This is a genomic window from Streptomyces sp. NPDC008121, from assembly GCF_042957155.1.
Lineage (GTDB): Bacteria > Actinomycetota > Actinomycetes > Streptomycetales > Streptomycetaceae > Streptomyces.
In genome coordinates, this window is sequence record NZ_JBIBHT010000002.1 from 265,530 (window position 1) to 288,564 (window position 23,035).

Genomic DNA, 23,035 nt, shown 5'->3' on the forward strand with positions numbered 1-23,035 from the left:
CGGGAGCCGGCGGAGGAGGAGAGCACGCGTGCGCCTTCCGCTCCTCGCTCTCCTGGCGCGCGGACCCGCCCACGGCTACGAGCTCAAGCAGGACCTTGAGCAACTGCTGGGCGCCGCGTACCCTCCCACCAACGTCGGCCAGATCTATGTGACGCTGGGCCGGCTGGAGAAGTCCGGCCTCATCGAGGGCGAGGAGATCGCCCAGGAGAGCCGGCCCAACAAGAAGATCTACCGCCTCACCGATGCCGGGCAGGAAGCACTCCGCGCCTGGTTCGAGGAGACGGCCGACGAACCGAGGGTCCGGGACGAGTTCTTCATGAAGCTCGCCCTCGCCCCGAGGACCGGCCTCGCCGACCAGATCGCCCTCATCAACAAACAGCGACGCGAGTATCTGAACACCATGCGCAACCTGTCCAAGCTGGCCGCGACCGAAGACCGGGACAACCGCATAGCCCACCTGCTGATCGAAGGCGCCATGCTGCATCTGCAGGCCGACCTCGACTGGCTGGAGCGCTGCCAGGAGGAACTGGAGGACCTGCGGTGACGGACCCCTCCGCGCCGTCCGCCCCGTCGGCGGGAGCCGCCGGGCCCGAGGCCCCCGGCTCCGCCGTGCCGCTGCTGCGCGCGGAGGGGCTGACCAAGACCCACCACGGCGAGGGCGCCCCCGCCCATGCCGTGCGCGGCGTCGACCTCACCGTGCGGCAGGGCGAGTTCGTCGCCGTCACCGGCCCCTCGGGCGCCGGGAAGTCCACCCTGCTGCACCTCCTCGGCGGTCTCCAGCGGCCCGACAGCGGCTCCCTGTGGCTCGACGGGGAGCGCACCGACGGCTACAGCGAGGCCCGGTGGGCCGTCGAACGGCGACGCCGCATCGGCATCGTCTTCCAGTTCTTCAACCTCGTCTCCAACCTCACCGTCGCCGACAACGTCGAGCTGCCCGCCCTGCTGGCCGGTGCCTCCGCCCGGCAGGCCCGCGCCGAGCGCGAGACGCTCCTCGCCGATCTCGGCCTGGACGGCAAGGCCCGCAGCATGCCCGGCGAACTGTCCGGCGGGGAACAGCAGCGCGTCGCGCTCGCCCGCGCCCTCGTCAACCATCCGCGGCTGCTCCTGGCCGACGAGCCGGCCGGCAGCCTCGACAGCAAGGGCACCCGCGAGGTGATGCGGCTGCTGACCCGCTTCCACCAGCGCGGCCAGAGCATCGTCCTCGTCACGCACGACGCGCGGCTCGCCAGCGCCGCGGACCGGGTGATCAGCTTCTTCGACGGCCGCATAGCCGACGACGCCGAGCTGGGCTCGACGCCGCCGCGCGGCACCGGCCTGTCCGGCGTACTCGCGCTGAACGAACTGAAGGACTGACCGTGCGGGCCATGCTGCGCTGGGCGCACGCCGATCTGCGGACGCACCGGGGCGAGGCGCTGTTCCTCGTCGCGGCCACCGCCGGCATCGTCGCCTCGCTGCTGCTCGCGACCGCCCTCTTCGGGTACGCCACCAACCCCTGGCAGCGGGTCTTCACCCAGTCGCACGGCGCGCACGTCTGGATCCACACCGGCCCCGCCGCCGACACCGGCCGGCTCGCCGCACTCGACGGGGTCGCCGCCGTCTCCGGCCCGTACCGTACGGCCACCACCACGCTCGCCTCGCGCGGCGCCCGCGCGGGCGCCGAACTCCGGGCGACCCCCGCCGACCCGCCCGGGAACGGCCGTCCCGGGGACGACCGGCGCCCGGACGGAACGCCCGCCGGTGACGAGCCGTCGACGGGCCGCCCACTGGTGACGTCCGGCCGCTGGCTCGACCCGGCCACCCCCGACGGCGTGGTCCTGGAAGCCGGTCTCGCCCGCGCCCTGTGGGCCGAACCGGGCGACCGCCTCACCCTCCCCGGGCGCACGGTCACCGTCCTCGGCGTCGCCGACACCGCCGAACGCCGCTACCGCGCCGGGGAGCGGCCCGGCACGGTGTGGGCGCTCCCCGGTGCCGTACCGCGGGACCGGACCGGCGGCCAGGTCGTCGGACTCCGGCTGGACGCCCCGGAGGACACCGACTACGCGGTCCAGCGCGTGGTCACCACGCTCGGCGCGGGCGCCGTCACCGACGTCTCCACCTGGCAGCAGGCCCGCGCCGAGGCACAGGGCGACACCCGGCTCCTCGGCCAGGTCCTCGGGCTCTTCGGCGTGGGCGCGCTCGTCGCCGCGGCGCTGGCGGTGTTCGGGGCGATCAGCACCCGTGTCCGCGGGCACCTCCGGGACATCTCCGTCCTCAAGGCCGTCGGCTTCACCCCCGGCCAGGTCGTCCGGATCTTCCTCGCCCAGCACCTGGCGTTCGCCGTCCTCGGCGCCGCCCTCGCCGTGCTGCTCGTCCGGAGCGCGGGCGGCCGGCTGCCGGGACGGCTCGGCGACGCGGTCGAGGTCTGGCAAGGACTCCCGGGCCACCTTCCGGCGCTGCTGCTCGTCCCCGTCGCGGCCGTGCTGTTCATCGGCGCGGCCACCTCCCTGGCCGCCTGGCGCGCGGGCCGCGTCCCGCCCGTACCGGTGCTGCCCTCCGCCGCGCCGGGCCGGAGACCATCGCGCCCGGCCGCCGCGCTCGGAGGCGTCCTGTCGATCAGGCCGGATCAGGGAGCGGTGCCGGACGCCGCGACCCCGGCAGGATCGGCACGCCACCCCCGAGGGCTCTCCCGCGCGGCCAGGAAGGCGCTCGGGCTGGGCGTCCCGCCCGCGCTCGTCCTCGGCTGGCACCACGCCTTCGGGCGCGGGCGCCGCGCCCCGGCCACCATCGTCCGGCTCGCCCTGCCGCTGCTGCTGATCACCGTCGCGCTCGGTGCGTGGACGACCATCGAACGCTTCGACAGCCGGCCCGAGCAGCTCGGCCTGGCCGCCGCGCTCACCGCCCGCCCGGACGCGACCCTCACCGACCGCCAGGCGACCGCCCTCCTGGAGAGCGACCCGGACGTCGTCACCGCCCATCCCGGCCTGGAGGTCGCGGCCCTGGTCCCCGGGCAGACGGGCACCATCGCGCTGCGCGGCCTCGGCACCCGGGCGGAGCCCTACCCGTACTCGCTGGCCGAGGGCCGCCCGGCCCGCGGCCCCGACGAGGCCGTCGCCGGCCAGGGGCTGCTCGACCTCCTCGACGCGCGGGTCGGCGACTGGGTGCGGCTGACCGTCGGCGGCCATCCGCAGGTCCTGCACCTCGTCGGCCGGAGCATCGAACCCGAGAACGGCGGCCGGGTGATCTCGACCTCGCTCGACACCCTGCGCGAGAACGACCCGTCGCTGCGTCCCACGACGTACCAGCTCCAACTGCGCCCGGGGGCGGATCCGCGCGCGGTCCGCGATCACCTGGCCGAGGCCTCGCGGGGGCGGCTCGACCTCCGCGAGGTCACCAGCCCCGCCGACCACCTCGCCGCGCTGCGCGGTGTCGCCGTCGGTCTGATCGCCGTGCTGGCGCTGATCGGGCTCACGGAGCTGTCCACGACGATCGGCGGCAGCGTGCGGGACGGCGGGCGCGATCTGCTGGCGTTGAAGGCCATCGGCCTGTCCCCGCGCCAGATCACCACGGTCACCGTCACGGCCGTCGGCTGCACCGCCCTGGCCGCCGCCCTCGTCGGTACGGCCCTCGGGGTCCCCTTCGCCCACTGGCTGATCGACCACGAGGCGTCGGCCCTCGGCGTCGGGGCCGGCATCGCGCACGCGCCGCCGTTCCTCCAGCTCCTGGCCCTCGCCCTCGCGGCTGTCGCGGGCGCGGTCGCCCTCGCCGTGCTGCCCGCCGCCCGTGCCACCCGCCACCGCCTGGCCGACACCCTCAGCGCCGTCGCCTGACCGTCGCCCGGGCGGCCCGCGGGTCTCGTGGCGGACGGAAGCGAGGCGGCTCCCGCATTCCATGCGGGAGCCGCCTCGCGGGTCTACCGGACGTCAGACGGGGCTCGGGCCGCCGCCGAAGGGCCCGCCGGTGCGGTAGTACACGGCGACCTCCTCGCGGTACTGCTGATCCGCGAGGTGCTTGTCGGAGTGGAACTCCGGCGAGTCCTTGATCTGATCCTTGGTCAGGTCGAGGTGGACGGTGTGCCCCTCCAGGTCGATGCGGGTCACCGCGCTCGCCGGGATCAGCACCTCCTTGCCGAAGATCCACACCCCGGTGTCGACCACCAGATAGGCGTCACCGACCTCGTCGGAGTGCTTGTCGACCTTGCCGATGTGCCCGTCGGTCGCCTCGACCCTCCAGCCGGACAGGTCCGTGCCCACCAGGTGGCCGAAAGCCTCGCCGTAGCTCCACACGTTCTCCGCCATGCCGATCACTCCTCCGTTCAGGGACGTTCCGTGGAGGCCGGCCGTCGAGGACCGCCTCCAGCGGGGGCCGCGGAGGTGTCCCCGCCGCGGCCTCAGGGAGACCGCCTGCCCCGCGGACGGGCGCGCACACCCGTGGTCCGGCAGAGGCCGCGGCGCGCGGACCGTCCTCACCACCCCGCCCCGCGTTCCCGGGCCGGTCCCTCAGTGGCGGGTCACCTCGGCGATCCAGCGTTCCAGCGCCTCCAGGTCGGCGGGCGAGGCGTACTCCTTGGCGTACTGGAGCACGATGTCGTAGAGCGCGCCCTCCAGGTGCTGGTGCTCCTCGAAGCGGCGGATGACGGCGCGGGAGAACTCGCCGACGGAGCTGTCGCCGCGCTCCTCGGCCTTGGCCGCGGCGTCGTGGAAGGCGGCCGCGACGAGCAGATGCGCGGTGGCCTCGTCCCCGGGGGTCACCGCCGGACCTCCCCAGCGGGGCGGCCAGGGGCCTCGACCGACTCGCTCATGGCAGACGCTGCCCCTCCCCTGCTGGATTGGCTCTTCAGTGAAGCCATATCCGGAAGACGACCGAGTCATGCCGTCGGCACGGCACGGATCCGGCGGGCAGGGCCGTACGTCCGGCTCAGTCCCCGCGGCGGTCGGCCGATTCCCGGTGGCGGAAGGTGCGCAGGGCGCGACGGAGCGGGCTGTGCGCTTCGACGAGCGCCGGGTCGGTGTCGGCGAGGAGGACGAGGGTTCCGTCGGCGAGCCGGACGACGAGGGTGCCGGGATCCGGCTCGGGCAGTGCGGGGCGTGGCATGACGAGAGTTCCGGGCCGCCCGGGGGGCCGGATGCGGGGCGGGGCGAACAACGGGCGTCGCACATGCGTCCGATACAGCGAGGTGGGGCGTCGGGCGCACGATGTCCGACGCGCCGAGCCGGGTCCCCCGCGCTCCCGTCCGGAAGGCCGGGCGGGCCGACGGGCCGGCTCGCCCGTCACCTTCCGCCGTCGTGGCGCCGCCGCGACGACAGCAGCCACAGGCCGGCCCCGGCGAGGACGGCTCCGGCCGCCAGGGCCGCCGCGCCCAGGACGAAGCGGTCGTTCCCCGATGCCGCCGCGAGGTCGGCGCCGCTGCCGGCGGCGGACGTCGTCGCGCCCCGGACGCCATGGCAGGTGCCGCCGCGGACCATGTCCAGGTGCATGGTCACGACCGGCCGTGCGACGCGGGCGGCGGCGACGGCCCGGGCGTTGTCGCCCCGGGCGATCTGCGCGTCGATGAGGGCGAGCGCCTCGGTCTGCGCTTCGGCCCGGTCGGCGAGCCAGGCGGTGTCGTACGCGGTCGTCCGCGCCGGACCCCGTACGTCTTCGGGCTCGCGTGCGGGCGCGGGGGCGGCGGGTCCCGGCAGGGTGACGCCGAGCTCACGGGCCAGGGCGCTCAGGCCCGCGTCCAGCCGGGTGTGATCGCGTACGAGCGCCGCTCCGACCGCCTTGACGCAGGGAGTGGCCGCGTTCCTCGCCGCGTCCCGGCCGGCGGCAATCTCGGCGAGGCCTACCTGGTGTCCCTTCCGCACGAACGCGGTGTCCTGGTCGCCGGCGGGCGACGCGGTGGCGGGGGGCGCGCAGAGGGCGCCGGTGACGGTGAGGAGCAGAGCGGTCGTCACGAGCCGCGTCCGTGGGGGCCGAAGGGTCCGCGCTATCCGCATGGGTACGTCCTTTCGCCTCCGGGTCTGCCGGCGGCATGACGGGAGGGTGCCTTCCGGCACCCCGTCCCTCATGTGTCCCGCTCCGACACGCCGGCTTTCGCTGTGGAGGCCCGGTTTCACCGCAACGGGTGACCGCCGTTCCGACCGCGGAGGGCGGCGCGGGGCGGGCGCGGGGGCCTCAGGGGCGGGTGGCCGCGTCGGTCTCGGCGTACAGCGTGAAGACCTGGTCGAGTCCGACGATGCGGAGGATGCGCAGTGTGTTGGCCGGTACGGCGGCGAGGGCCATCTCCGCTTGGGCTGCCAGGGCGTGGTTGCGGGCGGCGATGAGCGCGGTGATGCCGCTGGAGTCGCAGAACTCCATGGCGGTGAGGTCCAGGACCAGGCGCTGCCCCGGTCGGAGGACGAGGGCGGTGACCTGTCGTCTCAGTTCGCCGGCGCTGGCGTAGTCCAGCTCGCCGCTGATCTCCAGTACGGGACCGGTCGCGGCGTCGCGGGAGGTGATCTTGAGATCGCTCATGAGGGGTTCTTCGTCGCAGGGCCGGGGGCCGGATGGGTCGGGCGGGGTATGCCGAGGGCGAGCAGCGCGGTGTCGTCGTCGAGGCCCTCGCCGAAGCTGTCGAGCAGGCCGGTGAGCGCCTCCACGAGGGCGTGCGCGGAGTGTCCTGCATGGCCGGTGGCGAAGGAGCGCAGGGCCTCGTCTCCGTAGAGGTGGGCGCGGCCCGTGCCGGTACGGGCTTCGGTGAGGCCGTCGGTGTACAGCAGGAGGGTGTCGCCGGGGCCGAGGGTGGTGGTGGCCGAGGTGAAGTGCGGCTGGGCGACGATGCCGACGAGCAGGCCTCCGGGCGTGCGCAGGAAGTCGCAGTCGCCGTTCGCGCGCAGGACGAGCGCGGGGGGATGGCCGCCGGAGGCGAGGTGGACGGTGGCTATGCCGCTCGCGGGGTCGGGTTCGAGGATGCCGAAGATGGCGGTGCAGTAGCGCGGGTCGCCGCCGCTGTACCTCTCGTGGAGGACGGTGTTGAGGGTGGTGAGGACGGCGATGGGGTCGGGGGTGTGGAGGGCCGCGGCGCGCAGGGTGTAGCGGGTCAGGGAGGTGACCGCGGCGGCCTCGGGTCCCTTGCCGCAGACGTCGCCGAGGAAGAACGCCCAGCGTGTGCCGTCGATGGCGAAGATGTCGTAGAAGTCGCCGCCGAGCCGGTCCGGTGAGGCCGTGTGGTAGTAGGCGGCGGCTTCGACCCCGGGCACGGCCGGCAGGGCGTGCGGGAGGAGGGACTGCTGGAGCACGGCGAGCGCGTCCTGGAGCCTGGCCCGGTCCGCCTCGGCCTGCGTGACCGCCTGTTCGGCGGCCTTGCGGGCCCGGAGCAGCTCTTCCTCGTAGGCGCGGCGGTCGCGGCCGTCGAAGACGGTGGTGCGGATCAGCAGCGGTTCGCCGGAGCCGGCGTGCTTGACCGCGGAGGAGAGGAGCACCGGCATCCGCCCGCCGCCCGTCTGCTTGATCTCCAGGGCGACGCCGTGGAGCGTGCCCTGCATCCGCAGCAGCGGCGCGAAGTGCGTCTCGTGGTACAGCTTCCCGCCCACGGTCAGCAGGTCGGCGAACCTCATCCGGCCCACCACCGCCTCGCGGTCGAGGCCGAGCCAGTCCAGCAGGGTGGTGTTGATCTTGACGATGGTGCCGTCCATCAGGGTGGACAGCTGGCCGCAGGGGGCGCTCTCGTAGAGCTCGTCGGCGCTGTCCTCGAGCAGGGCGGCGAAGGCCGCGTCGCCCGCCTGTTCGCCACGGGCGTCGTAGGGGCCTGGGCCCTGCCCGACGGGGCACATCATCGTAGGTCGGCGAGGAAGGCGAGGATCGCCTCGTTGGTCGCCTCCGGCGCCGACATGTGCGGGCAGTGGCCGGTGGCGTCCAAGGTGACCAGACGGGAGCCGGGGATCGCCCGGTGGACGTAGGCGCCGACCTCGGGCGGGGCGATGACGTCCTGGACGCAGTCGAGGACCAGGGTGGGCACGGCGACCGTCTTGAGGTCGTCGCGGGAGTCCGACAGGAAGGTCGTACGGGCGAAGACGCGGGCCATGTCGGGGTCGGTGGCGCAGAAGCTGTTGGTGAGCTCCTCGCCCAGCTCGGGGCGGTCCGGGTTGCCCATGATCACCGGCGCCATGGCGGAGGACCAGCCGAGGTAGTTCGACTCCAGCGATCCGAGCAGCTCGTCGATGTCCTCGGCGGTGAAGCCGCCGCGGTAGTCGGTGTCGTCGATGTACCGCGGGGAGGGGGCGACCATGACGAGCGCGCCGATCCGCTCCGGCGCCGCGGCGGCGGCCAGGACCCCGATCATGGCGCTGACCGAGTGCCCGATGAACGTCGCTCCGCGCAGGTCCAGCGCCTCGCACACGTCCACGACGTCCTGGGCGTAGCCGTCCAGGGTGGCGTAGCGCTCCGCCGAGAAGGCGGACAGGTCGGACCGTCCGGCGCCGACGTAGTCGAAGAGCACGACGCGATGGTCGGCCGCGAGGGCGGGCACGTTCGCCCGCCACATGTTCTGATCGCACCCGAACCCGTGCGCCAGCACCACCACCGGGCCCTGGGGGTTGCCCGTGACCGTGACGTTGTTCCTGCGCAAGATGTCCATGGCAGCCATCCTGCCAGTCTCCCGGCGACGGGAGCGCACTGGTGTGTCCCGTGTGCTTCCGCCCGGGGCCGGGTGGCACCGCCCTCGCACTGCCCGTGCCCGCCCCTCGACGCCCCTCGACGCCCTTGGAGACACGACGCATGCGCCGGATCGCGCTCCGTACGCTCCGTTCCGCCTTCGTCATCATGTGCGGCCTGGCGGCGGTGGCGCCCGCCTTACCCGCCGTCGAACGGCCCGGCCCGCCGGCGGCCTCCTCCCGGGCGGGCGGGCCGGTCGGCATCCGTGCGATGACGTACAACATCCACGCCGGGGCAGGGGACGACGGGAGGCTCGACCTGGAGCGCACCGCCGTCACGATCGAGGCCGCCGGTCCCGACGTGGTCTCCCTGCAGGAGGTCGACGTCCACTGGGGTGAGCGGAGCGCCTGGCAGGACCAGGCGGCGCTGCTGGCCGAGCGCCTGGACATGCGGGTGTTCTTCGGGCGCATCTACGACCTTCCCGGGGTCACACCGCAGGCCCCCCGACGGCGGTTCGGCATCGCGCTCCTGAGCCGGCTCCCCGTCCTCGCCGCCGAGAACCACGAGCTGACCCGGCTCTCCACCCAGCAGCGGAACCCCGTGCACGCGCCGGCACCGGGCTTCCCGGAGATCACGGTCGGTCTCCGGGGCACGCGCCTGCACGTCTACGGCACTCACCTCGACTACCGCGCCGACCCGTCCGTCCGCACCCTGCAGATCGCCGACACCCTGCGGATCCTCGGAGAGGACGGCGCCGAGCCCCAGCTGCTGCTCGGCGACTTCAACGCCGAGCCCACAGCGCCCGAACTGGCCCCGCTGTGGGGCCGCATGACCGACGCCTGCGCGGTCGCCGGCCCCTGCGGACCGACCTACCCGGCGCGGGATCCGAGGAAGTACCTCGACTACGTGACCGTCTCCGCCGGGATCGGGGTCCGGCGCGCCGAGGTCCTCGACACGTCCGCGTCGGACCACCGCCCGGTCGTCGCCGACCTGACGGTCCCGCGGACGGCGCCGGGCGCCCGGCTCTGACCGCCTCGGGACCGGGCGCGCTCGGCCCGGCCCGGTCACCCGGGCGACGGCGAGGGCACCGTCTCGGCCGGGCCGGCCCCGGCGGCGTGCCGGTTCGGGGCGGGAAACCGGACGACGACCGGCCCGGCGAGGATCCCGGGGCCGGAGGCCGGGGCCTGTATAGGGTCGTTTCCGTACGCGCGGAGACAAGGAGCGTTGCCGTGACTGGTCAGCCCATCCCGGTCGTCATCGACTGCGACACGGGCGTCGACGACGCCCTGGCCCTGCTGTTCGCCGTACGCCACCCCGGGCTCGATGTGCGGGCGGTGACCTGCGTGGCCGGGAACACCGACCTGGACGGCGTCGTCCGCAACACGCTGACCGTGCTGGAGCAGGCCGGGGCAGGGGACATCCCGGTCGCGCGGGGCGCCGAGCGTCCGCTGGTCGAGCCGGTGCGGACGGCCCGGCACGTGCACGGGCAGGACGGGATGGGCGACCTCCGGCTGCCCGCGCCGACCCGCAGGCCGGTCGACGTGGACGCGGTCACCCTGCTGCGGCGGGAGATCCTGGCCTCACCGCGTCCGGTGACGCTCATCCCCACGGCGCCGCTGACCAACATCGCGCTGCTCCTGCGCACCCACCCGGAGGTGGTGCGGAACATCGAGCGGATCGTGTTCATGGGCGGCGCGGTGGCGACCGGGAACGCCACCCCGGTCGCGGAGTTCAACGTGTGGCACGACCCGGAGGCGGCCGCGATCCTGCTCACGGCCGGGGTGCCGATCACCATGTACGGGCTGGACGTGTTCCAGCAGGTGCTCGTCCCCGCCGCCGACGTCCGACGGCTGCGGGCGAGCGCCGAGCCGCGCCTGCGTCTTGCCGGTGAACTCCTCGCCCACCGCGACCCGGCGACCTCCGGCGACCCCACCCCCACCGGCGGACTCGGTGACGCGGGCGCCGTCTGCGCGGTCGTCGACCCGGCGGGGATCACAACGGAGCCCCTCCCGGTCGAGGTCGCCCTGGCCCCGGGCCCGACCCGGGGCCAGACGATCGTCGACCGCCGTCCCCGCCCGGGCGAGTCCGAGATCCACGAGGGGTTCCGCGAACAGACGCTGGTGGACGTGGCGTTGGGCGTGGACGTGGAGCGGTACGTGAGTTTGTGGCTGACGACGGTGGAGAAGCCCTGAGGCGCGCTAGGCCGCGGAGTGATGCCGGCCGGTGCCCGCCCCTGCCCCGAATCGCCCGCCTGGACCTGGGGGGCTCGGGGTGGTGACAGGGGCGCGGTTGGGGTTCTAGCCTTCGGCGCTCGGCGAAGGTGGAGCACGGGGCCGGCGAGGATGCCGTAGCGGGTGCCACCCCCTACGCGATGTCCGGCAGCGGTCTGCTCACCGGCCGAGGGGTGAGGTCCGTCCGCCGCGGCGGAGGGGCCCAGATGAAGGCTTGCGCGATCTCGTCTTGCAGAGGTTCCTCCTGCCAGGTGTCAGTGATGTCGGTCCAGGACCGGATGGTGGCCCTGCGTGCTCCCTGTGGAGAGTCCCGGTCATAGAAGAGGTCGAACCGGTAGACACGTCCATCGTCGGCGATGACCCTTCCGAACTCGTGGTCGCCTCCGTCTGGGAAGAGATCGACGAGCACGGTGCTCGCCGGGTCGAGCCCCTGTTCCCTGAGCAGGTGTCGAAGACGAACCCAGAGGTCAAACGAACTCGTCCGCAGCAGGTGTGTGCAGTGATCGTGAACAGCGAGGGACATGAGGCAATCCTCCGACACGCACGTCCCAAACCGCCAGGTCGGGTGAATCCATCAGGGCCTGGTCGGTGTTCGGTCCAGACCCCGATGGACGCGGGCCGGGGACAGGGGGCCGGCACGGGCGGAGCCGGAACCGTGGGGAAGCAGAGGGGGCCGGCTCCAGTAGATGATCGACCGAGGGTGGAGTTACCGGAGCGGTCCTCGCTCGTCCATGTACACAGTGGGCTCCGACAGGAACACATCGGCGTCCACGGGGCCGTAGGCGATGTTGAAGGTGTCCATCCAGTACGACCAGTCCCGTACCCCTGCCGCGCTGCTGAAACGGTAGTTGAGCTGCCAGCGGACCCACTGTCCGGGTGCCAGGCGAACAGCCGGAGGCCGTCGCGGCCGCGGGGGTATGGCGAACAAGGGCTGCACTCGGGGAAGCACCCGCAGTCGGCCGTCGGCTTCACGCAGCTGGACATCGACCTTGCGCAGGTCTTCCTGCACGCCACAGGGCGCGAAGCCGTCTCCCTCACGCATGCGGACCACGTGCGCGACCCGGGGCGGCAAAGCCGGGACCGGGAAGCCGACCGGAGCCGCGTTCCTGCGGGCGGCAGCCTCTCCGCCCCGGGACTGCTTCGTCCAGGACGTACGTATCCACTGAACGGTGATTTCCACGGCCACCCCTGCTATCCCGACGAAAGCCCCCATTCTAGGTACAGCTCGACCTTGGGGCGTTCCTCCAGCGGCCGACCGCTCGCGGCACTGGCCGTGCCCGCTTCTTCGAACGAGGCCACCGAGCCGGAAGCCACCCAGCGCTCACACCCACACCCAACCAGATACGTGAACGTCCGGCGCGAGACATTGACGACACTGGTCCAGACCTCTAAGTTTCCGGGTCAGCCACACACTCAGTGTTCATACATGTGAAGAAGGAGCTTCTGTGCTTCTCTCTCAGCACCCCCCACACCCCCTCCGCCGCCGAGCCTCCCTCATAGCCGTGCCCGCGCTGCTCCTAACCCTGCTCGTCACCCTCGGCGGCGCCCCCTCCGGTCGCGCCGAGGCCGCGCCCGTGACGTTCGTCCATCCCGGAGTGCTCGTCTCCCGGGGGCAGTTGGACTTCACGCGGGAACAGGTCCAGGCCGGTGCCCAGCCGTGGAAGGGCGCGTTCGACCGGATGATGGGCAGCGCGTACGCCTCGCTGACGCGGGTGCCGAAGCCGAGGGCCGTCGTCGAGTGCGGCTCGTACTCCAACCCCAACCACGGCTGCACCGACGAGCGTCAGGACGCCCTCGCCGCGTACACGCTCTCCCTCGCCTGGTATGTCACCCGGGACGAGCGGTACGCCCGGAAGGCGGTCGAGATCATGGATGCCTGGTCCGGCACCATCCGGGATCACACCAACTCCAACGCCCCGCTGCAGACCGGCTGGGCCGGGTCCACCTGGCCGCGGGCCGCCGAGATCATCCGTTACACCTCCACGGCCTGGGCTCCCGACCGGGTCGAGCGATTCAAGACCATGCTGCGCACCGTGTACCTGCCGGAGGTGGCGGGCGGCTCCCACTCCAACGGCAACTGGGAGCTCAGCATGACCGAGGCCGCGATCGGCATCGCCGTCTTCCTGGAGGACCGCACCGCCTACGACAAGGCCGTGTCGAAGTTCCGCGGCCGGGTGCCGGCCTACCTCTACCTCCGGAGCGACGGCGCTCTGCCGAGGACCGCGCCGGGCAGCGGCCTGGACACCCGGGACGAGATCGTCCGCTACTGGCAGGGGCAGACCACCTTCGTCGACGGGTTGAGCCAGGAGACCTGTCGAGATCTCACCCACACCGGTTACGGCCTCTCCGCCATCTCCCACATCGCCGAGACCAGCCGCATCCAGGGCCAGGACCTCTACCCCGAGATCGCCGACCGGCTGCGGCACGCACTGGGCCTGCACGCGACGTACGAGCTCGGCGAGCCCGTCCCCGGGTCGCTCTGCGGCGGCACCCTCAAGGACCATCTCGGTCCCGTCACCGAAGTCGGGTACAACGCACTGAGCGGCCGGATGGGGTACGCCATGACCAACACCGGGACGCTGACCGAGCGCAAGCGTCCGGCCGGCACCGACAACCTCTTCGTGGCGTGGGAGACCCTCACCCACGCGGGGAACCCGCGCTGAGGAGTCCGCCCTGAGCAGTCCGCCCTGAGGGCCCCGGAGCCGACGCGTCCGGCTCCGGGGCACCCGGCCCTCCCGGGGTCCCCGTCAGTCGCCCGGGAAGTGACAGGCCACCTCGCGGGAGGCGGCGATCCGCAGGACCGGCCGCTCCGTCCGGCAGATCTCCGCCGCCTTCGGGCAGCGCGGATGGAAGGCGCAGCCCGGCGGCGGGGCGGCCGGGCTCGGCGGGTCCCCGAGCAGCACGATCCGCTCCCGCCGCCGCTCGGCGGCCGGGTCGGGCAGCGGTACGGCCGACAACAGCGCCCGGGTGTAGGGGTGCTGCGGGTCCGCGTACAGGGCGCGCTTCTCCCCGATCTCGACGATCCGGCCGAGGTACATCACGGCGACCCGGTCGCTCACCCGCTTGACGACGGACAGGTCGTGCGCGATGAAGACGTACGCGAGCCCCAGTTCGGCGCGCAGCCGCTCCATCAGGTTGACGATCTGGGCCTGGACGGAGACGTCGAGGGCGGAGACCGGTTCGTCCGCCACGATCAGCCGGGGGCCGGTCGCGAGCGAGCGGGCGATGCCGATGCGCTGGGCCTGACCGCCGGAGAACTCGTGCGGATAGCGGTCGATGTGCTCGGGGAGCAGCCCGACCAGCTCCATCAGCTCGGCCGCCCTGCGGCGGGCGTCCCGCGCGGGCCTGCCCTGCACCAGCAGCGGGTCGGAGATGATCCGGGCCACCGTCTGGCGGGGGTTGAGGGAGGAGTGCGGGTCCTGGAACACCATCTGGAGGCGGCCGCGCAGCGGGCGCAGTGCCCGCGCGGAGAGCCGGCCTATGTCCTGCCCTTCGAACGTGACGTCGCCCGCGGTGGGTCGGAGCAGCCGGACCAGCATCCGGCCCGTGGTGGACTTGCCGCAGCCCGACTCCCCGACCAGGCCGAGGGTCTCCCCCGCCGCGAGGTCGAAGGAGACCCCGTCGACCGCGCGCACGGGCGCCCCCCGGCGCCCGGTCGCCGACCGCCGGCCGGGAAACGTCATGGTGAGGTCGCGTACGGACAGCAGCGTGTCGCCGCCACCGGCCGCGCCTCGGTCGGTGGCCGGATCCGTGCCGGTGGCGGGACCGGGGCCCCGGATGGGCCGGTTCACCGGGGTCAGGGGGGTCATCGGACCACCTCCGGGTGTGTGCGGTCGCCGGCGAAGTGGCAGGCCACGTGCCGGCCGGGCTGTTCCCCGTACGGCTCCCACGACGGTCGCAGGTCCCCGCAGGGCGCGGCGGCCTTCGGGCAGCGGGGGGCGAAGGCGCAGCCCGTGGCGGGGGCGAGGAGGGAGGGCGGGGCGCCGGGGATGGCCCGCAGGGGCTCGTCGTCGGCGTCGTCGAGCCGGGGCAGCGAGTCGAGCAGGCCCCGGGTGTAGGGGTGTGCGGGGGTGGCGAACAGGGCGTCGGCGGCGGCCTGTTCGGCGGCTCGTCCGCCGTACATCACCAGCACCTCGTGGGCGACGCGGGCGACCACTCCGAGGTCGTGGGTGATCATGACGACGCCGAGGCCGCGCTCCTGCTGGAGGCGGGCGATGAGCTCCAGGATCTGCGCCTGCACGGTCACGTCCAGGGCGGTGGTGGGTTCGTCGGCGATCAGCAGCTCGGGTTCGCAGGCCAGCGCCATGGCGATCATCGCGCGCTGGCGCATGCCGCCGGAGAACTGGTGCGGGTACTCCCCCGCCCTGCGGGACGGTTCCGGGATGCCGACCTCGCCCAGCATCTCGACGGCCCGCCGGCGCGCGGCGCCCCGGCCGGTACGGAAATGGACCCGGTGGTGTTCGGCGATCTGTTCGCCGACGGTGTAGTAGGGGTGGAGGCTGGAGAGGGGGTCCTGGAAGATCATGGCCATCCTCCGGCCGCGCAGCCGGGAGAGTTCCCTCTCCGGCAGGCCGGTGAGTTCGCGTCCGGCGAGGGTGATGGAGCCGGTGACCTCGGCGCCCCCGTGCAGCCCCATGACGGCGAGGGAGGTGACCGACTTCCCGGAGCCCGACTCCCCGACGATGCCGAGGGTGCGCCCGGCCTCGACGGTGAAGCCGAGCGAGTCGACGGCCCGTACGGTGCCGCGCGGGGTGGTGAAGGTGACGCCCAGGTCTCGTACGCGGAGCAGAGCGGGCTCGTGGTGTGGTGCGGCCATCAGTACCTCACCCTCGGGTCGACGACGGCGTACAGGAGGTCGACCGCGAGGTTCGCGACGACGATGAAGAAGGCGGCGAGGAGGGTGACGCCGAGGACGACCGGCTGGTCGGAGCTGACCAGCGCGCCGTAGAACAGCCTCCCGATGCCGGGGAGTCCGAAGATGGACTCGGTGATGACGGCGCCGGCGAGCAGCCCGCCGAGGTCCATGCCGAAGAGGGTCAGGATCGGTGTCATGCCGGAGCGCAGGCCGTGCTTGACGACGACGGTCCGTTCGGGCAGGCCTTTGGCGCGGGCGGTGCGGATGTACGGCTCCGCCATCGCCTCGATCATGGAGCCGCGGCTCTGGCGGGCGTACATGGCGGCGTACAGCAGGGCGAGCGCGGTCCAGGGCAGCAGCAGGTTGCCGGCCCAGGCGAGCGGGTCGGCGCTGAACGCCTGGTAGGTGGGGTAGGGCAGCAGGCCCGCCACGCGGATCAGTCCGTAGATGAGCAGGACCGAGGTGAAGTAGACCGGCAGGGAGGCCGCGGCGACGGCGCCGACCATGAGCACCTTGTCGGTGACGGTGTCCTTGCGCAGGGCCGCGGTGACCCCGGCGCCGAGGCCGAGGGCGAGCCACAGAACGGCGGCGCCGACGGCGAGCGAGGCGGAGACCGGCAGGCGGTCCATCAGCAGGTCCCATACGGGCAGGGAGTTCTCGTAGGAGTAGCCCAGGCAGGGGAAGTCGCAGGGGACGGCGTAGGGCCCGCTGCCCAGGGTGCGGCCGGTGAAGATGCCGGTCAGGAAGTCGAGGAACTGGCGCCACACCGGCTGGTCCAGGCCCAGATACGTCCGTACGTCGGCCAGGCGCTCGGCGCTGCACGTCTTGCCGCAGGCGGCCGCGGCCGGGTCGGAGGGCAGGACGTAGAAGATCACGAAGGTGACGGCGGCGATGGCGAGGAGGACGCCCGTGAGGGCGAGCAGCCGGCGCAGGAGGTAGAGGATCACGTGCGGCCGCCCCTCGGGTCGAGGATGTCGCGGAGGGCGTCTCCGAGGAGGGTGAAGGCGAGCACGGCGAGGAAGAGGAAGGTGCTCGGGATGAGGAAGTACAGGGGGTCGGTCTCGTAGAAGGCGACCGACTCGGCGATCATCTGGCCCCAGGAGGGTGTCGGTGGGCGGACGCCCACGCCGAGGTAGCTGAGGGCGGCCTCGGTGCTGATCATGCCGGGGATCAGCAGGGTGGTGTACGCGATGACCGGGCCGGAGACGCCTGGCAGGATGTCGCGGGTCAGGATCCGCCAGGGGCCGGCGCCGCTGACGCGCGCGGCGTCGACGTACTCCCGGTGTCGCAGGGAGAGGGTCTGGCCGCGGACCACCCGGGCGATGCCGGGCCAGCCGAAGAGGCCGATGACGGTGGTCATGAGGACGATGCGGTTGACGTCCTTGGCGACCGAGAGCATCGCGATCATGAAGATGAGGGAGGGGAAGGACATGGTGAGGTCCATCAGCCGGGAGAGGACCGCGTCGGTGCGGCCGCCGAAGTAGCCGGCGGCGATCCCGGCGGCGGTGCCGGCGAGCACGACGATCGCGGTGGCGGCGAAGGCGATGAGGAGGGAGACCTGTGCGCCGTGCACGACACGGGCGAACAGGTCGCGGCCGGTGACGGGTTCGACGCCGAGCCAGTGGTCGGTGCTGATCCCGCCGAGGGGGCCGAGCGGGAGGCCGCCGAGGTAGGGGTCGACGGCGGTCTTGTCGTACTCCTCGGGGGACCAGCCGCCGAGCGCGGAGAGCCAGGGCGCGGTGAGGGCCATGAAGACGAAGAGGAGGACGACGCAGAGGCTGACGCTGACGGCGGGTCTGCGGCGCAGTGCGCGCCGCGCGAGCTGCCAGGGGCTGCTGCCCGGGGGGAGGCTCGTCGTCCCGGGCTCCGCCGCGGGTGCGGCGGGCGGGGGCGGGGGCTGGGTGGCGGTCATGGGTGGTCTGCCTGTCCCTGCTCAGCCCTGGCTCTTCGCGGGGTCCTTGAGACCGACGGTGGCGTAGTCGATGGTGCCGGTCCAGACGGGGTGGCCGAACGCGCCCGCGATGTTGGGGCCGACGAGCAGCGGCTTGCGCTCCAGAAGGACGGGGATGGACGGGGACTTCCGCATGAGGGCGGCGTCGAGGTCGATCCAGGCCTGACGGGCCTGACGGGCGTCGGTCATGGCGTTGATCTCGTCGATCCGCTTGCTGGTGGCCGCGTCGCGGAACTGGCTGTAGTTGCCCTGGTTGCCCTTGTCCTTGATGGTGCGTCCGTCGAAGACGAAGGGGATCCAGGTGGCGCCGGAGGGGTAGTCGGGGCACCAGCCGGCGAGGGTCATGTCGGGGGTGGTGGAGAGGTCGCCGATGACGTCGTAGTAGGCGCCGGGGTCGATGGTGTCGATGACGACCTGGACGCCGGCGCGGGCGAGGCCCTGCTGGACGGCTTCGGCCTTGCCCTTGTCGCCGGTGGAGACGGCGAGTGAGACCTTGAGGGTCGGCTTGCCCGCGGCCTTGAGGAGTTCCCGGGCCTTGGCGGGGTCGCCGGCGGGGGCGATCTTCAGGGTGTCGGCCTGCTTGCCGCCGGTGAGGGCGGGGGGCAGGTAGGCGGTGGCGACCTCGTTGAGGGCCGGGCCGCCGCCGGCGGTGATGACGGCTTCCTTGTCGAGGGCGTACTGCATGGCCTCGCGGACCCGGGGGTCGTCGAAGGGGGCGCGGGAGTTGTTCAGGTGGAGCATCTCGGTGCAGCCCTGGGACTCGGCGAGGAGGCGTGCCTTGACTCCCGGCCGGGGCAGCACCTTGGGGGCGCTCTCGGGTCGCATGTCGCTGTACTGGACGGCGGAGGCGTCGGCTCCCTCGCCGGCGATGATCCGGTCGTCGATTTGGCTGCCCTTGAGGCCCATGACGACTACGAACCTGTCGGGGTACGCCTTTCTGACGGGGTCGGTGGTGGCGTCCCAGTGCGTGTTGCGGACGAGGACGAGCTTCTTGTCGCGGTCGTACGACTCGATCTTGTACGGGCCCGAGGAGAAGGGCCGGGCGTCGTACTGCGTGCCCTTCTCCCGGGCGGGCGGGACGGGCGCGAAGGTGGGGAGGGTGGCGGTGGCCGAGAACTCGGCGACGGGGCGCTTGAGTTCGAAGATCAGGGTGCGGTCGTCGGGCGTCTTCACGGAGTCGAGGTGCTTGCCCTGGAGGGGGCCTTTGTAGCCGTCGGTCCGGGCGAGGTACTGGGCGGCGTAGTCGGGTCCGCCGGTGAGGTCGGGGGCGAAGGAGCGCTCGACGTTGTACTTGATGTCCTGGGCCCTCACGGGCGATCCGTCCTCGTACTTCACGCCCTCCTTGAGGGTGAAGGTCCAGGTGCGGCCGCCGTTGGAGGGGGTGCCGAGGTCGGTGGCGAGGTCGGGGACCAGTTCGGAGCCGGCCTTGCCGGGCGCGGCCTTGAAGGTGACGAGGGTGCGGTAGAGGAGCCGGGTGCCGAAGTCCATGGTCGGCATGACCCAGTTGCGGGCGGGGTCGAGGTGGGCGAAGTCCTGGTTCGAGAGGACCGTGAGGGTGCCGCCCCTGGCCGGTGTGCCGCCGAGGACCTTCCCGTCGTTGCCGGCGGCGGGGTTGGCGCCGCGTCCGCCGGAGCCCTGCTGGGGGTCGGAGCAGCCCGCGGCGCCGAGTGCGAGAGCGACCACCAGTGCGGTGGCGAGGGCGAGGGGGGTGCGCTTGGTCATGGGTCACTCCAGGGAAGGGCCGTGCTCTGGGATGTGACCGGTAACATAGTAATGTGAAATTGTACTGACAACCCTTCGGTGCGACCGTTATCCAGCCGTGTCGAAGTACGGCGCGCAAGCGGGGAGTTGACACGTGCGGCGCTTCCTTCGGCCGCCTATCCTTGCGGCCATGACTGCCCAACTCCCGGATCCCTCTTCGCGCCCTGCCCCGTCAGGTGAGTTGCGCGCCTCGCACGACGAACGGGACGCGGCGGTGGAGCGGTTGCGCGATGCGGCGGCCGAGGGGCGCATCGACCTCGGCGAGCTGGACGCGCGCGTGGAGCGGGCGCTGACGTCCAGGACGCACGCCGAACTGGACGCCCTGACAGCCGACTTGCCGAGCTCCGAGTCCTCGGCGAGCCCACTGCCGCTCGTGCTCAAGGGCGGCGTGTTCGGCGCGTCCCGGGGCCCCGGGCGGTGGGACGTTCCCGGGCACGTGACCGCTCACGGAGGGGTGGGGGGTGTGACGCTGGACTTCACCCGCGTGGAGTGCCGTCTCACCGAGGTCACGGTGGAGGCGTACGGGGAGACGTCCGGCGTCACGATCGTCATCCCCGACTCCTGGGCCGCCGACACCGGCGGCATGGACCCCGGCGTCGGCGGCCTCACGGACACCACCACGCCCGACCGGCTCCCCGGGACTCCGCTGATCCGGCTCACCGGGACCGGCGGCGCGGGAGGAGTGGTCATCCGCCACCCCAACCACCGGGAACGGCGCAAGCTGCACGGCAACCCGGCGCGGGGCAGGGAGTGACGAACGGGGCTCAGAGCCCCGCGCCGAGGCCGCCCTGGGGGCGGCCCACCGGTTCGTCGCGGCCCTGGGCCCACAGGGAACGGACGTGGCCGAGGTGGCGGAGCATGCAGGCCTCCGCGGCCTCCGCGTCGCCGCTGAGCATCAGGTCGAGGAGTTCGAGGTGCTCCTCCGCCGAGGAGACGAGCTTGCCGGCCTCGTCCAGGCCGGTCAGGCCGTAGAGGCGGGAGCGCTTGCGCAGGTCGCCGACGGTCTCGACCAGACGGTCGTTGCCCGCGAGGGCCAGCAGGGAGAGGTGGAAGCGGCGGTCCGCCTCCAGATAGCCGATGAGGTCGTGCTCGCGGGCGCTGGTGACGATCTCCTCCGCGATGGGGCGCAGCGCCTCCAGTCGCGCGGCGTCGGCGATCTTCGTGACCCGGCCGATGGTGGGCACCTCGATCATCGTGCGCAGTTCGGTGTACTGGTCCAGATCGCGTTCGCTGACCTCGGTGATCCGGAAGCCCTTGTTGCGGACGGGCTCGACCAGGCCCTCGCGGGCGAGGTCGAGCATCGCCTCGCGCACCGGCGTGGCCGAGACGCCGAGTTCGCCGGCGAGACCGGGAGCGGAGTAGACGCGGCCGGGGCGCAGTTCACCCGCTATGAGCGCGGCGCGGAGGGCGTGGCCGACCTGGTCGCGCAGCCGTTCCTGGGCCTTGATGAGACTGTGCTGCTTCAGGTCACCCATTGTTTTTTCCTCCGAGCCTCGCAGAGGAACAGCGTACAATGTCACGTTACGCATCCGGCACCGGTGTTGAGCCTCCTCTCCACGACGCGAGACCGGGGCCGAGGGCGTCTCCCGGGTCGCGGACGAAGAGGTGCTCGCCGGTGCGGTGGGCCGCGCCGGTGACCTCCGTGACGAGGCCCCCGGAGGCGGCCACGGCCCGCCCGGTGAAGACCGTGCCGCTCACCGACTCGTGCACCAGGTCGTCTCCTGGGGCGAGCCGTCCCTCCTCCGTCAGCAGGGCCAGCCGGGCCGAGGTCCCGGTGGCGCAGGGCGAGCGGGTGACCTGTCCGCCGGAGAGCAGGGTGACACTGCGCTGACGCGGGCCGAAGGGGGTGTCGGGCAGCTCCTCGTAGAGGATGACGCCGTACAGGCCCGAGAGCAGCGGCCCGTCGGGGTGCCAGGTTCCCGGATGGGTCGCCAGCGCGGCCCGTATCTCCCGACCGGCGCGGACCAGCGCGGGCAGCGCGTCCGGGGAGACCCCGAGGCCCAGGTCCCGTGCGCGTACGGCGGCGTAGCAGGCTCCGGCGTGGGCGAGGTCCGCCTCCGCGAGGCCGAGGGTGGTGGCCACCGGCACCTTGCGGGCGGTCACCCGCGCCGGTGCGGTGCGGAGGGTGACCCCGGTGGTGCGGCCGCGGGTGCGGTGCACGGTGGTGGCCACCCGCCCCGCGGGCGTGTCGATCCGTACCCGCGCGTCTCCGTCGTCCGGGGTGGCGACCCGGCCCGTGTCCACGGCCCACGCGCCGAGCGCCATCGCGCCGTGGCCGCAGGCGGTGGCGTAGCCGTCCTTGTGCCAGAACAGCGCGCCGAGGTGGGCCCCATCGTCGTCCGGTGGGACGACGAAGCCGCCGAACATCCCGGGGTGGCCGCGGGGTTCGCGCACGAGCAGTCGCCGCACGTCATCCAGCGGGCCCGGGCGGGGCAACGGACCGGAGCCGCCGGGTCCGACGGCGGTGGCGCAGCGTTCGGCGACGGTGTCGCCCGGCACGGGAGGCAGACCGCCGCGGGCGCCGTCGACGATCCGGAAGGGGTCGCCCGCGGTGTGGTAGTCGACCGTGCGGACGCCGGTCGCCGCGGAGGGCACCCGGCTCGCGCGGAGGGGAGGCGTCGCGGGTCTCACAGGAGGAAGCCTCCGGGGAAGGGGTCGGTCGGATCGAGGAAGTACTGGGCGGTGCCGGTGAGCCAGGCCCGCCCGGTGACCGTCGGCACGACGGCGGGGAGGCCGCCGACGGTGGTCCGCTCGACCAGCCGGCCGGTGAACCGCGTGCCGATGAAGGACTCGTTGACGAAGTCGGTGTCGAGGTCCAGCAGGCCGCGGGCGTGCAGCTGCGCCATGCGGGCGCTGGTGCCCGTGCCGCAGGGCGAGCGGTCGAACCAGCCCGGGTGGATCGCCATGGCGTGCCGTGAGTGGCGGGCGTCGGAGCCGGGGGCGGCGAGGTAGACGTGTTTGACGCCGGCGATCGACGGGTTCTCGGGGTGGACGGGCCGGTCGACCGAGGCGTTGACGGCGTCCATGACGGCGAGGCCCGCGGCGAGCAGGTCGTCCTTGCGGGCGCGGTCGAAGGGCAGCCCGAGCGCGTCGAGTTCGACGAAGGCGTAGAAGTTGCCGCCGTAGGCGAGGTCGTAGGTGACCGTGCCGTATCCGGGGACGTCCGCCTTCAGGTCGAGTCCGGCGCAGAAAGCGGGGACGTTGGTGAGGGTGACGGCGGTGGCCGCCCCGTCCTCCACACGGACGTCGACGCTCACGAGTCCGGCGGGGGTGTCGAGCCGGACGGTGGTGACCGGCTCGACGACGGGAACCATGCCGGTCTCCACGAGGACGGTGGCCACCCCGATGGTGCCGTGTCCGCACATGGGGAGGAGCCCGGAGACCTCGATGTAGAGCACGCCGAAGTCGGCGTCGGGCCGGGTGGGCGGCTGGAGGACGGCGCCGCTCATGGCGGAGTGGCCGCGCGGCTCGTACATGAGCAGGGTCCGGACGGCGTCCATGTGCGCGAGGAAGTGGAGCCGTTTGTCGGCCATGGTGGCGCCGGGGATCACCCCGACTCCCCCGGTGATCACCCGGGTCGGCATGCCCTCGGTGTGCGAGTCGACGGCGTGGTAGATGTGACGCGTGCGCATGGGTGGCCCCTCCGGG

Annotated in this window: 24 protein-coding genes; 7 read left to right on the forward strand and 17 right to left on the reverse strand. The window is 73.0% G+C overall.

Annotation, left to right across the window (positions count from 1 at the left end; translation table 11 throughout):
• The first annotated feature begins 28 nt into the window (after nt 1-28).
• The 3 genes from ACFZBD_RS06810 to ACFZBD_RS06820 all read left to right on the forward strand — a co-directional run bounded on the left by ACFZBD_RS06810 (nt 29) and on the right by ACFZBD_RS06820 (nt 3,806).
• Nucleotides 29-544, forward strand: a complete 516-nt coding sequence (locus ACFZBD_RS06810) for a helix-turn-helix transcriptional regulator (RefSeq protein WP_391136657.1) — start codon at nt 29-31, stop codon at nt 542-544.
• Between the two features lie 65 nt (nt 545-609).
• On the forward strand, nt 610-1,353 hold the full coding sequence (locus ACFZBD_RS06815) for an ATP-binding cassette domain-containing protein (protein WP_391138501.1): 744 nt from the start codon (nt 610-612) through the stop codon (nt 1,351-1,353).
• Nucleotides 1,354-1,355: 2 nt separating this feature from the next.
• Nucleotides 1,356-3,806, forward strand: a complete 2,451-nt coding sequence (locus ACFZBD_RS06820; RefSeq protein WP_391136660.1) for an FtsX-like permease family protein — start codon at nt 1,356-1,358, stop codon at nt 3,804-3,806.
• Nucleotides 3,807-3,899: 93 nt separating this feature from the next.
• On the opposite strand, the gene ACFZBD_RS06825 is transcribed toward ACFZBD_RS06820, so the two are convergent.
• The 7 genes from ACFZBD_RS06825 to ACFZBD_RS06855 form a co-directional block, all read right to left on the reverse strand.
• Nucleotides 3,900-4,274, reverse strand: a complete 375-nt coding sequence (locus ACFZBD_RS06825) for a PRC-barrel domain-containing protein (protein ID WP_391136663.1) — start codon at nt 4,272-4,274, stop codon at nt 3,900-3,902.
• Nucleotides 4,275-4,475: 201 nt separating this feature from the next.
• Nucleotides 4,476-4,727, reverse strand: coding sequence for a hypothetical protein (locus ACFZBD_RS06830; protein WP_391136666.1), 252 nt, complete (start codon nt 4,725-4,727; stop codon nt 4,476-4,478).
• A gap of 166 nt (nt 4,728-4,893) precedes the next feature.
• Nucleotides 4,894-5,070 carry a hypothetical protein gene (locus ACFZBD_RS06835; RefSeq protein ID WP_391136668.1) on the reverse strand — a complete coding sequence of 59 codons (177 nt, stop codon included), beginning with the start codon at nt 5,068-5,070 and terminating at the stop codon, nt 4,894-4,896.
• A 176-nt stretch (nt 5,071-5,246) separates the two neighbouring features.
• Entirely contained in the window at nt 5,247-5,912 is a 666-nt protein-coding gene (locus ACFZBD_RS06840) for a DUF4142 domain-containing protein (protein ID WP_391136671.1), read from the reverse strand.
• 220 nt (nt 5,913-6,132) lie between these two features.
• Complete coding sequence (locus ACFZBD_RS06845; RefSeq protein ID WP_391136674.1) at nt 6,133-6,471, reverse strand: anti-sigma factor antagonist; 339 nt, start codon at nt 6,469-6,471, stop codon at nt 6,133-6,135.
• Entirely contained in the window at nt 6,468-7,772 is a 1,305-nt protein-coding gene (locus ACFZBD_RS06850) for a SpoIIE family protein phosphatase (RefSeq protein ID WP_391136677.1), read from the reverse strand. Before ACFZBD_RS06850 ends, ACFZBD_RS06845 begins: the two co-directional genes overlap by 4 nt.
• Nucleotides 7,769-8,572 carry an alpha/beta fold hydrolase gene (locus tag ACFZBD_RS06855; RefSeq protein WP_391136680.1) on the reverse strand — a complete coding sequence of 268 codons (804 nt, stop codon included), beginning with the start codon at nt 8,570-8,572 and terminating at the stop codon, nt 7,769-7,771. The genes ACFZBD_RS06850 and ACFZBD_RS06855 overlap by 4 nt, the downstream gene beginning before the upstream one ends.
• Nucleotides 8,573-8,712: 140 nt before the next feature.
• Between ACFZBD_RS06855 and ACFZBD_RS06860 the strand changes: the two genes are divergently transcribed.
• Both ACFZBD_RS06860 and ACFZBD_RS06865 read left to right on the forward strand, forming a co-directional pair.
• Complete coding sequence (locus tag ACFZBD_RS06860) at nt 8,713-9,618, forward strand: endonuclease/exonuclease/phosphatase family protein (protein ID WP_391136683.1); 906 nt, start codon at nt 8,713-8,715, stop codon at nt 9,616-9,618.
• A 200-nt stretch (nt 9,619-9,818) separates the two neighbouring features.
• Entirely contained in the window at nt 9,819-10,781 is a 963-nt protein-coding gene (locus ACFZBD_RS06865; RefSeq protein ID WP_391136686.1) for a nucleoside hydrolase, read from the forward strand.
• Nucleotides 10,782-10,953: 172 nt separating this feature from the next.
• Here ACFZBD_RS06865 and ACFZBD_RS06870 read toward each other — a convergent pair whose 3' ends face one another.
• A complete protein-coding gene (locus ACFZBD_RS06870; protein ID WP_391136689.1) occupies nt 10,954-11,343 on the reverse strand; it encodes a hypothetical protein in 390 nt (129 codons plus the stop codon).
• A 183-nt stretch (nt 11,344-11,526) separates the two neighbouring features.
• The gene (locus tag ACFZBD_RS06875; RefSeq protein ID WP_391136691.1) at nt 11,527-12,000 is read right to left on the reverse strand and encodes a hypothetical protein; all 474 of its coding nucleotides are present in this window, start codon (nt 11,998-12,000) and stop codon (nt 11,527-11,529) included.
• Nucleotides 12,001-12,331: 331 nt separating this feature from the next.
• Between ACFZBD_RS06875 and ACFZBD_RS06880 the strand changes: the two genes are divergently transcribed.
• On the forward strand, nt 12,332-13,483 hold the full coding sequence (locus ACFZBD_RS06880) for an alginate lyase family protein (protein WP_391138504.1): 1,152 nt from the start codon (nt 12,332-12,334) through the stop codon (nt 13,481-13,483).
• Between the two features lie 84 nt (nt 13,484-13,567).
• Here the strand turns inward: ACFZBD_RS06880 and ACFZBD_RS06885 are convergent, their stop codons facing one another.
• From ACFZBD_RS06885 to ACFZBD_RS06905, 5 genes are all read right to left on the reverse strand, one after another.
• On the reverse strand, nt 13,568-14,503 hold the full coding sequence (locus ACFZBD_RS06885; RefSeq protein ID WP_391138506.1) for an oligopeptide/dipeptide ABC transporter ATP-binding protein: 936 nt from the start codon (nt 14,501-14,503) through the stop codon (nt 13,568-13,570).
• A gap of 122 nt (nt 14,504-14,625) precedes the next feature.
• Nucleotides 14,626-15,636, reverse strand: a complete 1,011-nt coding sequence (locus tag ACFZBD_RS06890; RefSeq protein ID WP_391136694.1) for an oligopeptide/dipeptide ABC transporter ATP-binding protein — start codon at nt 15,634-15,636, stop codon at nt 14,626-14,628.
• Nucleotides 15,636-16,622 carry an ABC transporter permease subunit gene (locus tag ACFZBD_RS06895; protein WP_391136698.1) on the reverse strand — a complete coding sequence of 329 codons (987 nt, stop codon included), beginning with the start codon at nt 16,620-16,622 and terminating at the stop codon, nt 15,636-15,638. The genes ACFZBD_RS06890 and ACFZBD_RS06895 overlap by 1 nt, the downstream gene beginning before the upstream one ends.
• Nucleotides 16,619-17,587 carry an ABC transporter permease subunit gene (locus ACFZBD_RS06900; RefSeq protein ID WP_391136701.1) on the reverse strand — a complete coding sequence of 323 codons (969 nt, stop codon included), beginning with the start codon at nt 17,585-17,587 and terminating at the stop codon, nt 16,619-16,621. The genes ACFZBD_RS06895 and ACFZBD_RS06900 overlap by 4 nt, the downstream gene beginning before the upstream one ends.
• Nucleotides 17,588-17,608: 21 nt before the next feature.
• Complete coding sequence (locus tag ACFZBD_RS06905) at nt 17,609-19,348, reverse strand: ABC transporter substrate-binding protein (RefSeq protein ID WP_391136704.1); 1,740 nt, start codon at nt 19,346-19,348, stop codon at nt 17,609-17,611.
• A 169-nt stretch (nt 19,349-19,517) separates the two neighbouring features.
• Here ACFZBD_RS06905 and ACFZBD_RS06910 point away from each other — a divergent pair, with 169 nt between their 5' ends.
• A complete protein-coding gene (locus ACFZBD_RS06910; protein WP_391136707.1) occupies nt 19,518-20,141 on the forward strand; it encodes a DUF1707 domain-containing protein in 624 nt (207 codons plus the stop codon).
• Between the two features lie 10 nt (nt 20,142-20,151).
• Here the strand turns inward: ACFZBD_RS06910 and ACFZBD_RS06915 are convergent, their stop codons facing one another.
• The 3 genes from ACFZBD_RS06915 to ACFZBD_RS06925 are packed head-to-tail and all read right to left on the reverse strand — an operon-like array spanning nt 20,152 to nt 23,019.
• Nucleotides 20,152-20,862 carry an FCD domain-containing protein gene (locus tag ACFZBD_RS06915; RefSeq protein ID WP_391136710.1) on the reverse strand — a complete coding sequence of 237 codons (711 nt, stop codon included), beginning with the start codon at nt 20,860-20,862 and terminating at the stop codon, nt 20,152-20,154.
• Nucleotides 20,863-20,908: 46 nt separating this feature from the next.
• Complete coding sequence (locus ACFZBD_RS06920; protein WP_391136713.1) at nt 20,909-22,018, reverse strand: proline racemase family protein; 1,110 nt, start codon at nt 22,016-22,018, stop codon at nt 20,909-20,911.
• Complete coding sequence (locus tag ACFZBD_RS06925) at nt 22,015-23,019, reverse strand: proline racemase family protein (RefSeq protein ID WP_391136716.1); 1,005 nt, start codon at nt 23,017-23,019, stop codon at nt 22,015-22,017. Before ACFZBD_RS06925 ends, ACFZBD_RS06920 begins: the two co-directional genes overlap by 4 nt.
• Nucleotides 23,020-23,035 lie beyond the last annotated feature (16 nt).

Bases quoted from the DNA above. Each gene is read 5' to 3' on its own strand.
- ACFZBD_RS06835 (WP_391136668.1), bottom strand. From the start codon at position 5,070: ATGCCACGCCCCGCACTGCCCGAGCCGGATCCCGGCACCCTCGTCGTC.
- ACFZBD_RS06845 (WP_391136674.1), bottom strand. From the start codon at position 6,471: ATGAGCGATCTCAAGATCACCTCCCGCGACGCCGCGACCGGTCCCGTA.
- ACFZBD_RS06825 (WP_391136663.1), bottom strand. From the start codon at position 4,274: ATGGCGGAGAACGTGTGGAGCTACGGCGAGGCTTTCGGCCACCTGGTG.
- ACFZBD_RS06885 (WP_391138506.1), bottom strand. From the start codon at position 14,503: ATGACGTTTCCCGGCCGGCGGTCGGCGACCGGGCGCCGGGGGGCGCCC.
- ACFZBD_RS06925 (WP_391136716.1), bottom strand. From the start codon at position 23,019: ATGCGCACGCGTCACATCTACCACGCCGTCGACTCGCACACCGAGGGC.
- ACFZBD_RS06855 (WP_391136680.1), bottom strand. From the start codon at position 8,572: ATGGACATCTTGCGCAGGAACAACGTCACGGTCACGGGCAACCCCCAG.
- ACFZBD_RS06850 (WP_391136677.1), bottom strand. From the start codon at position 7,772: ATGATGTGCCCCGTCGGGCAGGGCCCAGGCCCCTACGACGCCCGTGGC.
- ACFZBD_RS06900 (WP_391136701.1), bottom strand. From the start codon at position 17,587: ATGACCGCCACCCAGCCCCCGCCCCCGCCCGCCGCACCCGCGGCGGAG.
- ACFZBD_RS06910 (WP_391136707.1), top strand. From the start codon at position 19,518: ATGACTGCCCAACTCCCGGATCCCTCTTCGCGCCCTGCCCCGTCAGGT.
- ACFZBD_RS06890 (WP_391136694.1), bottom strand. From the start codon at position 15,636: ATGGCCGCACCACACCACGAGCCCGCTCTGCTCCGCGTACGAGACCTG.
- ACFZBD_RS06870 (WP_391136689.1), bottom strand. From the start codon at position 11,343: ATGTCCCTCGCTGTTCACGATCACTGCACACACCTGCTGCGGACGAGT.
- ACFZBD_RS06915 (WP_391136710.1), bottom strand. From the start codon at position 20,862: ATGGGTGACCTGAAGCAGCACAGTCTCATCAAGGCCCAGGAACGGCTG.
- ACFZBD_RS06905 (WP_391136704.1), bottom strand. From the start codon at position 19,348: ATGACCAAGCGCACCCCCCTCGCCCTCGCCACCGCACTGGTGGTCGCT.
- ACFZBD_RS06860 (WP_391136683.1), top strand. From the start codon at position 8,713: ATGCGCCGGATCGCGCTCCGTACGCTCCGTTCCGCCTTCGTCATCATG.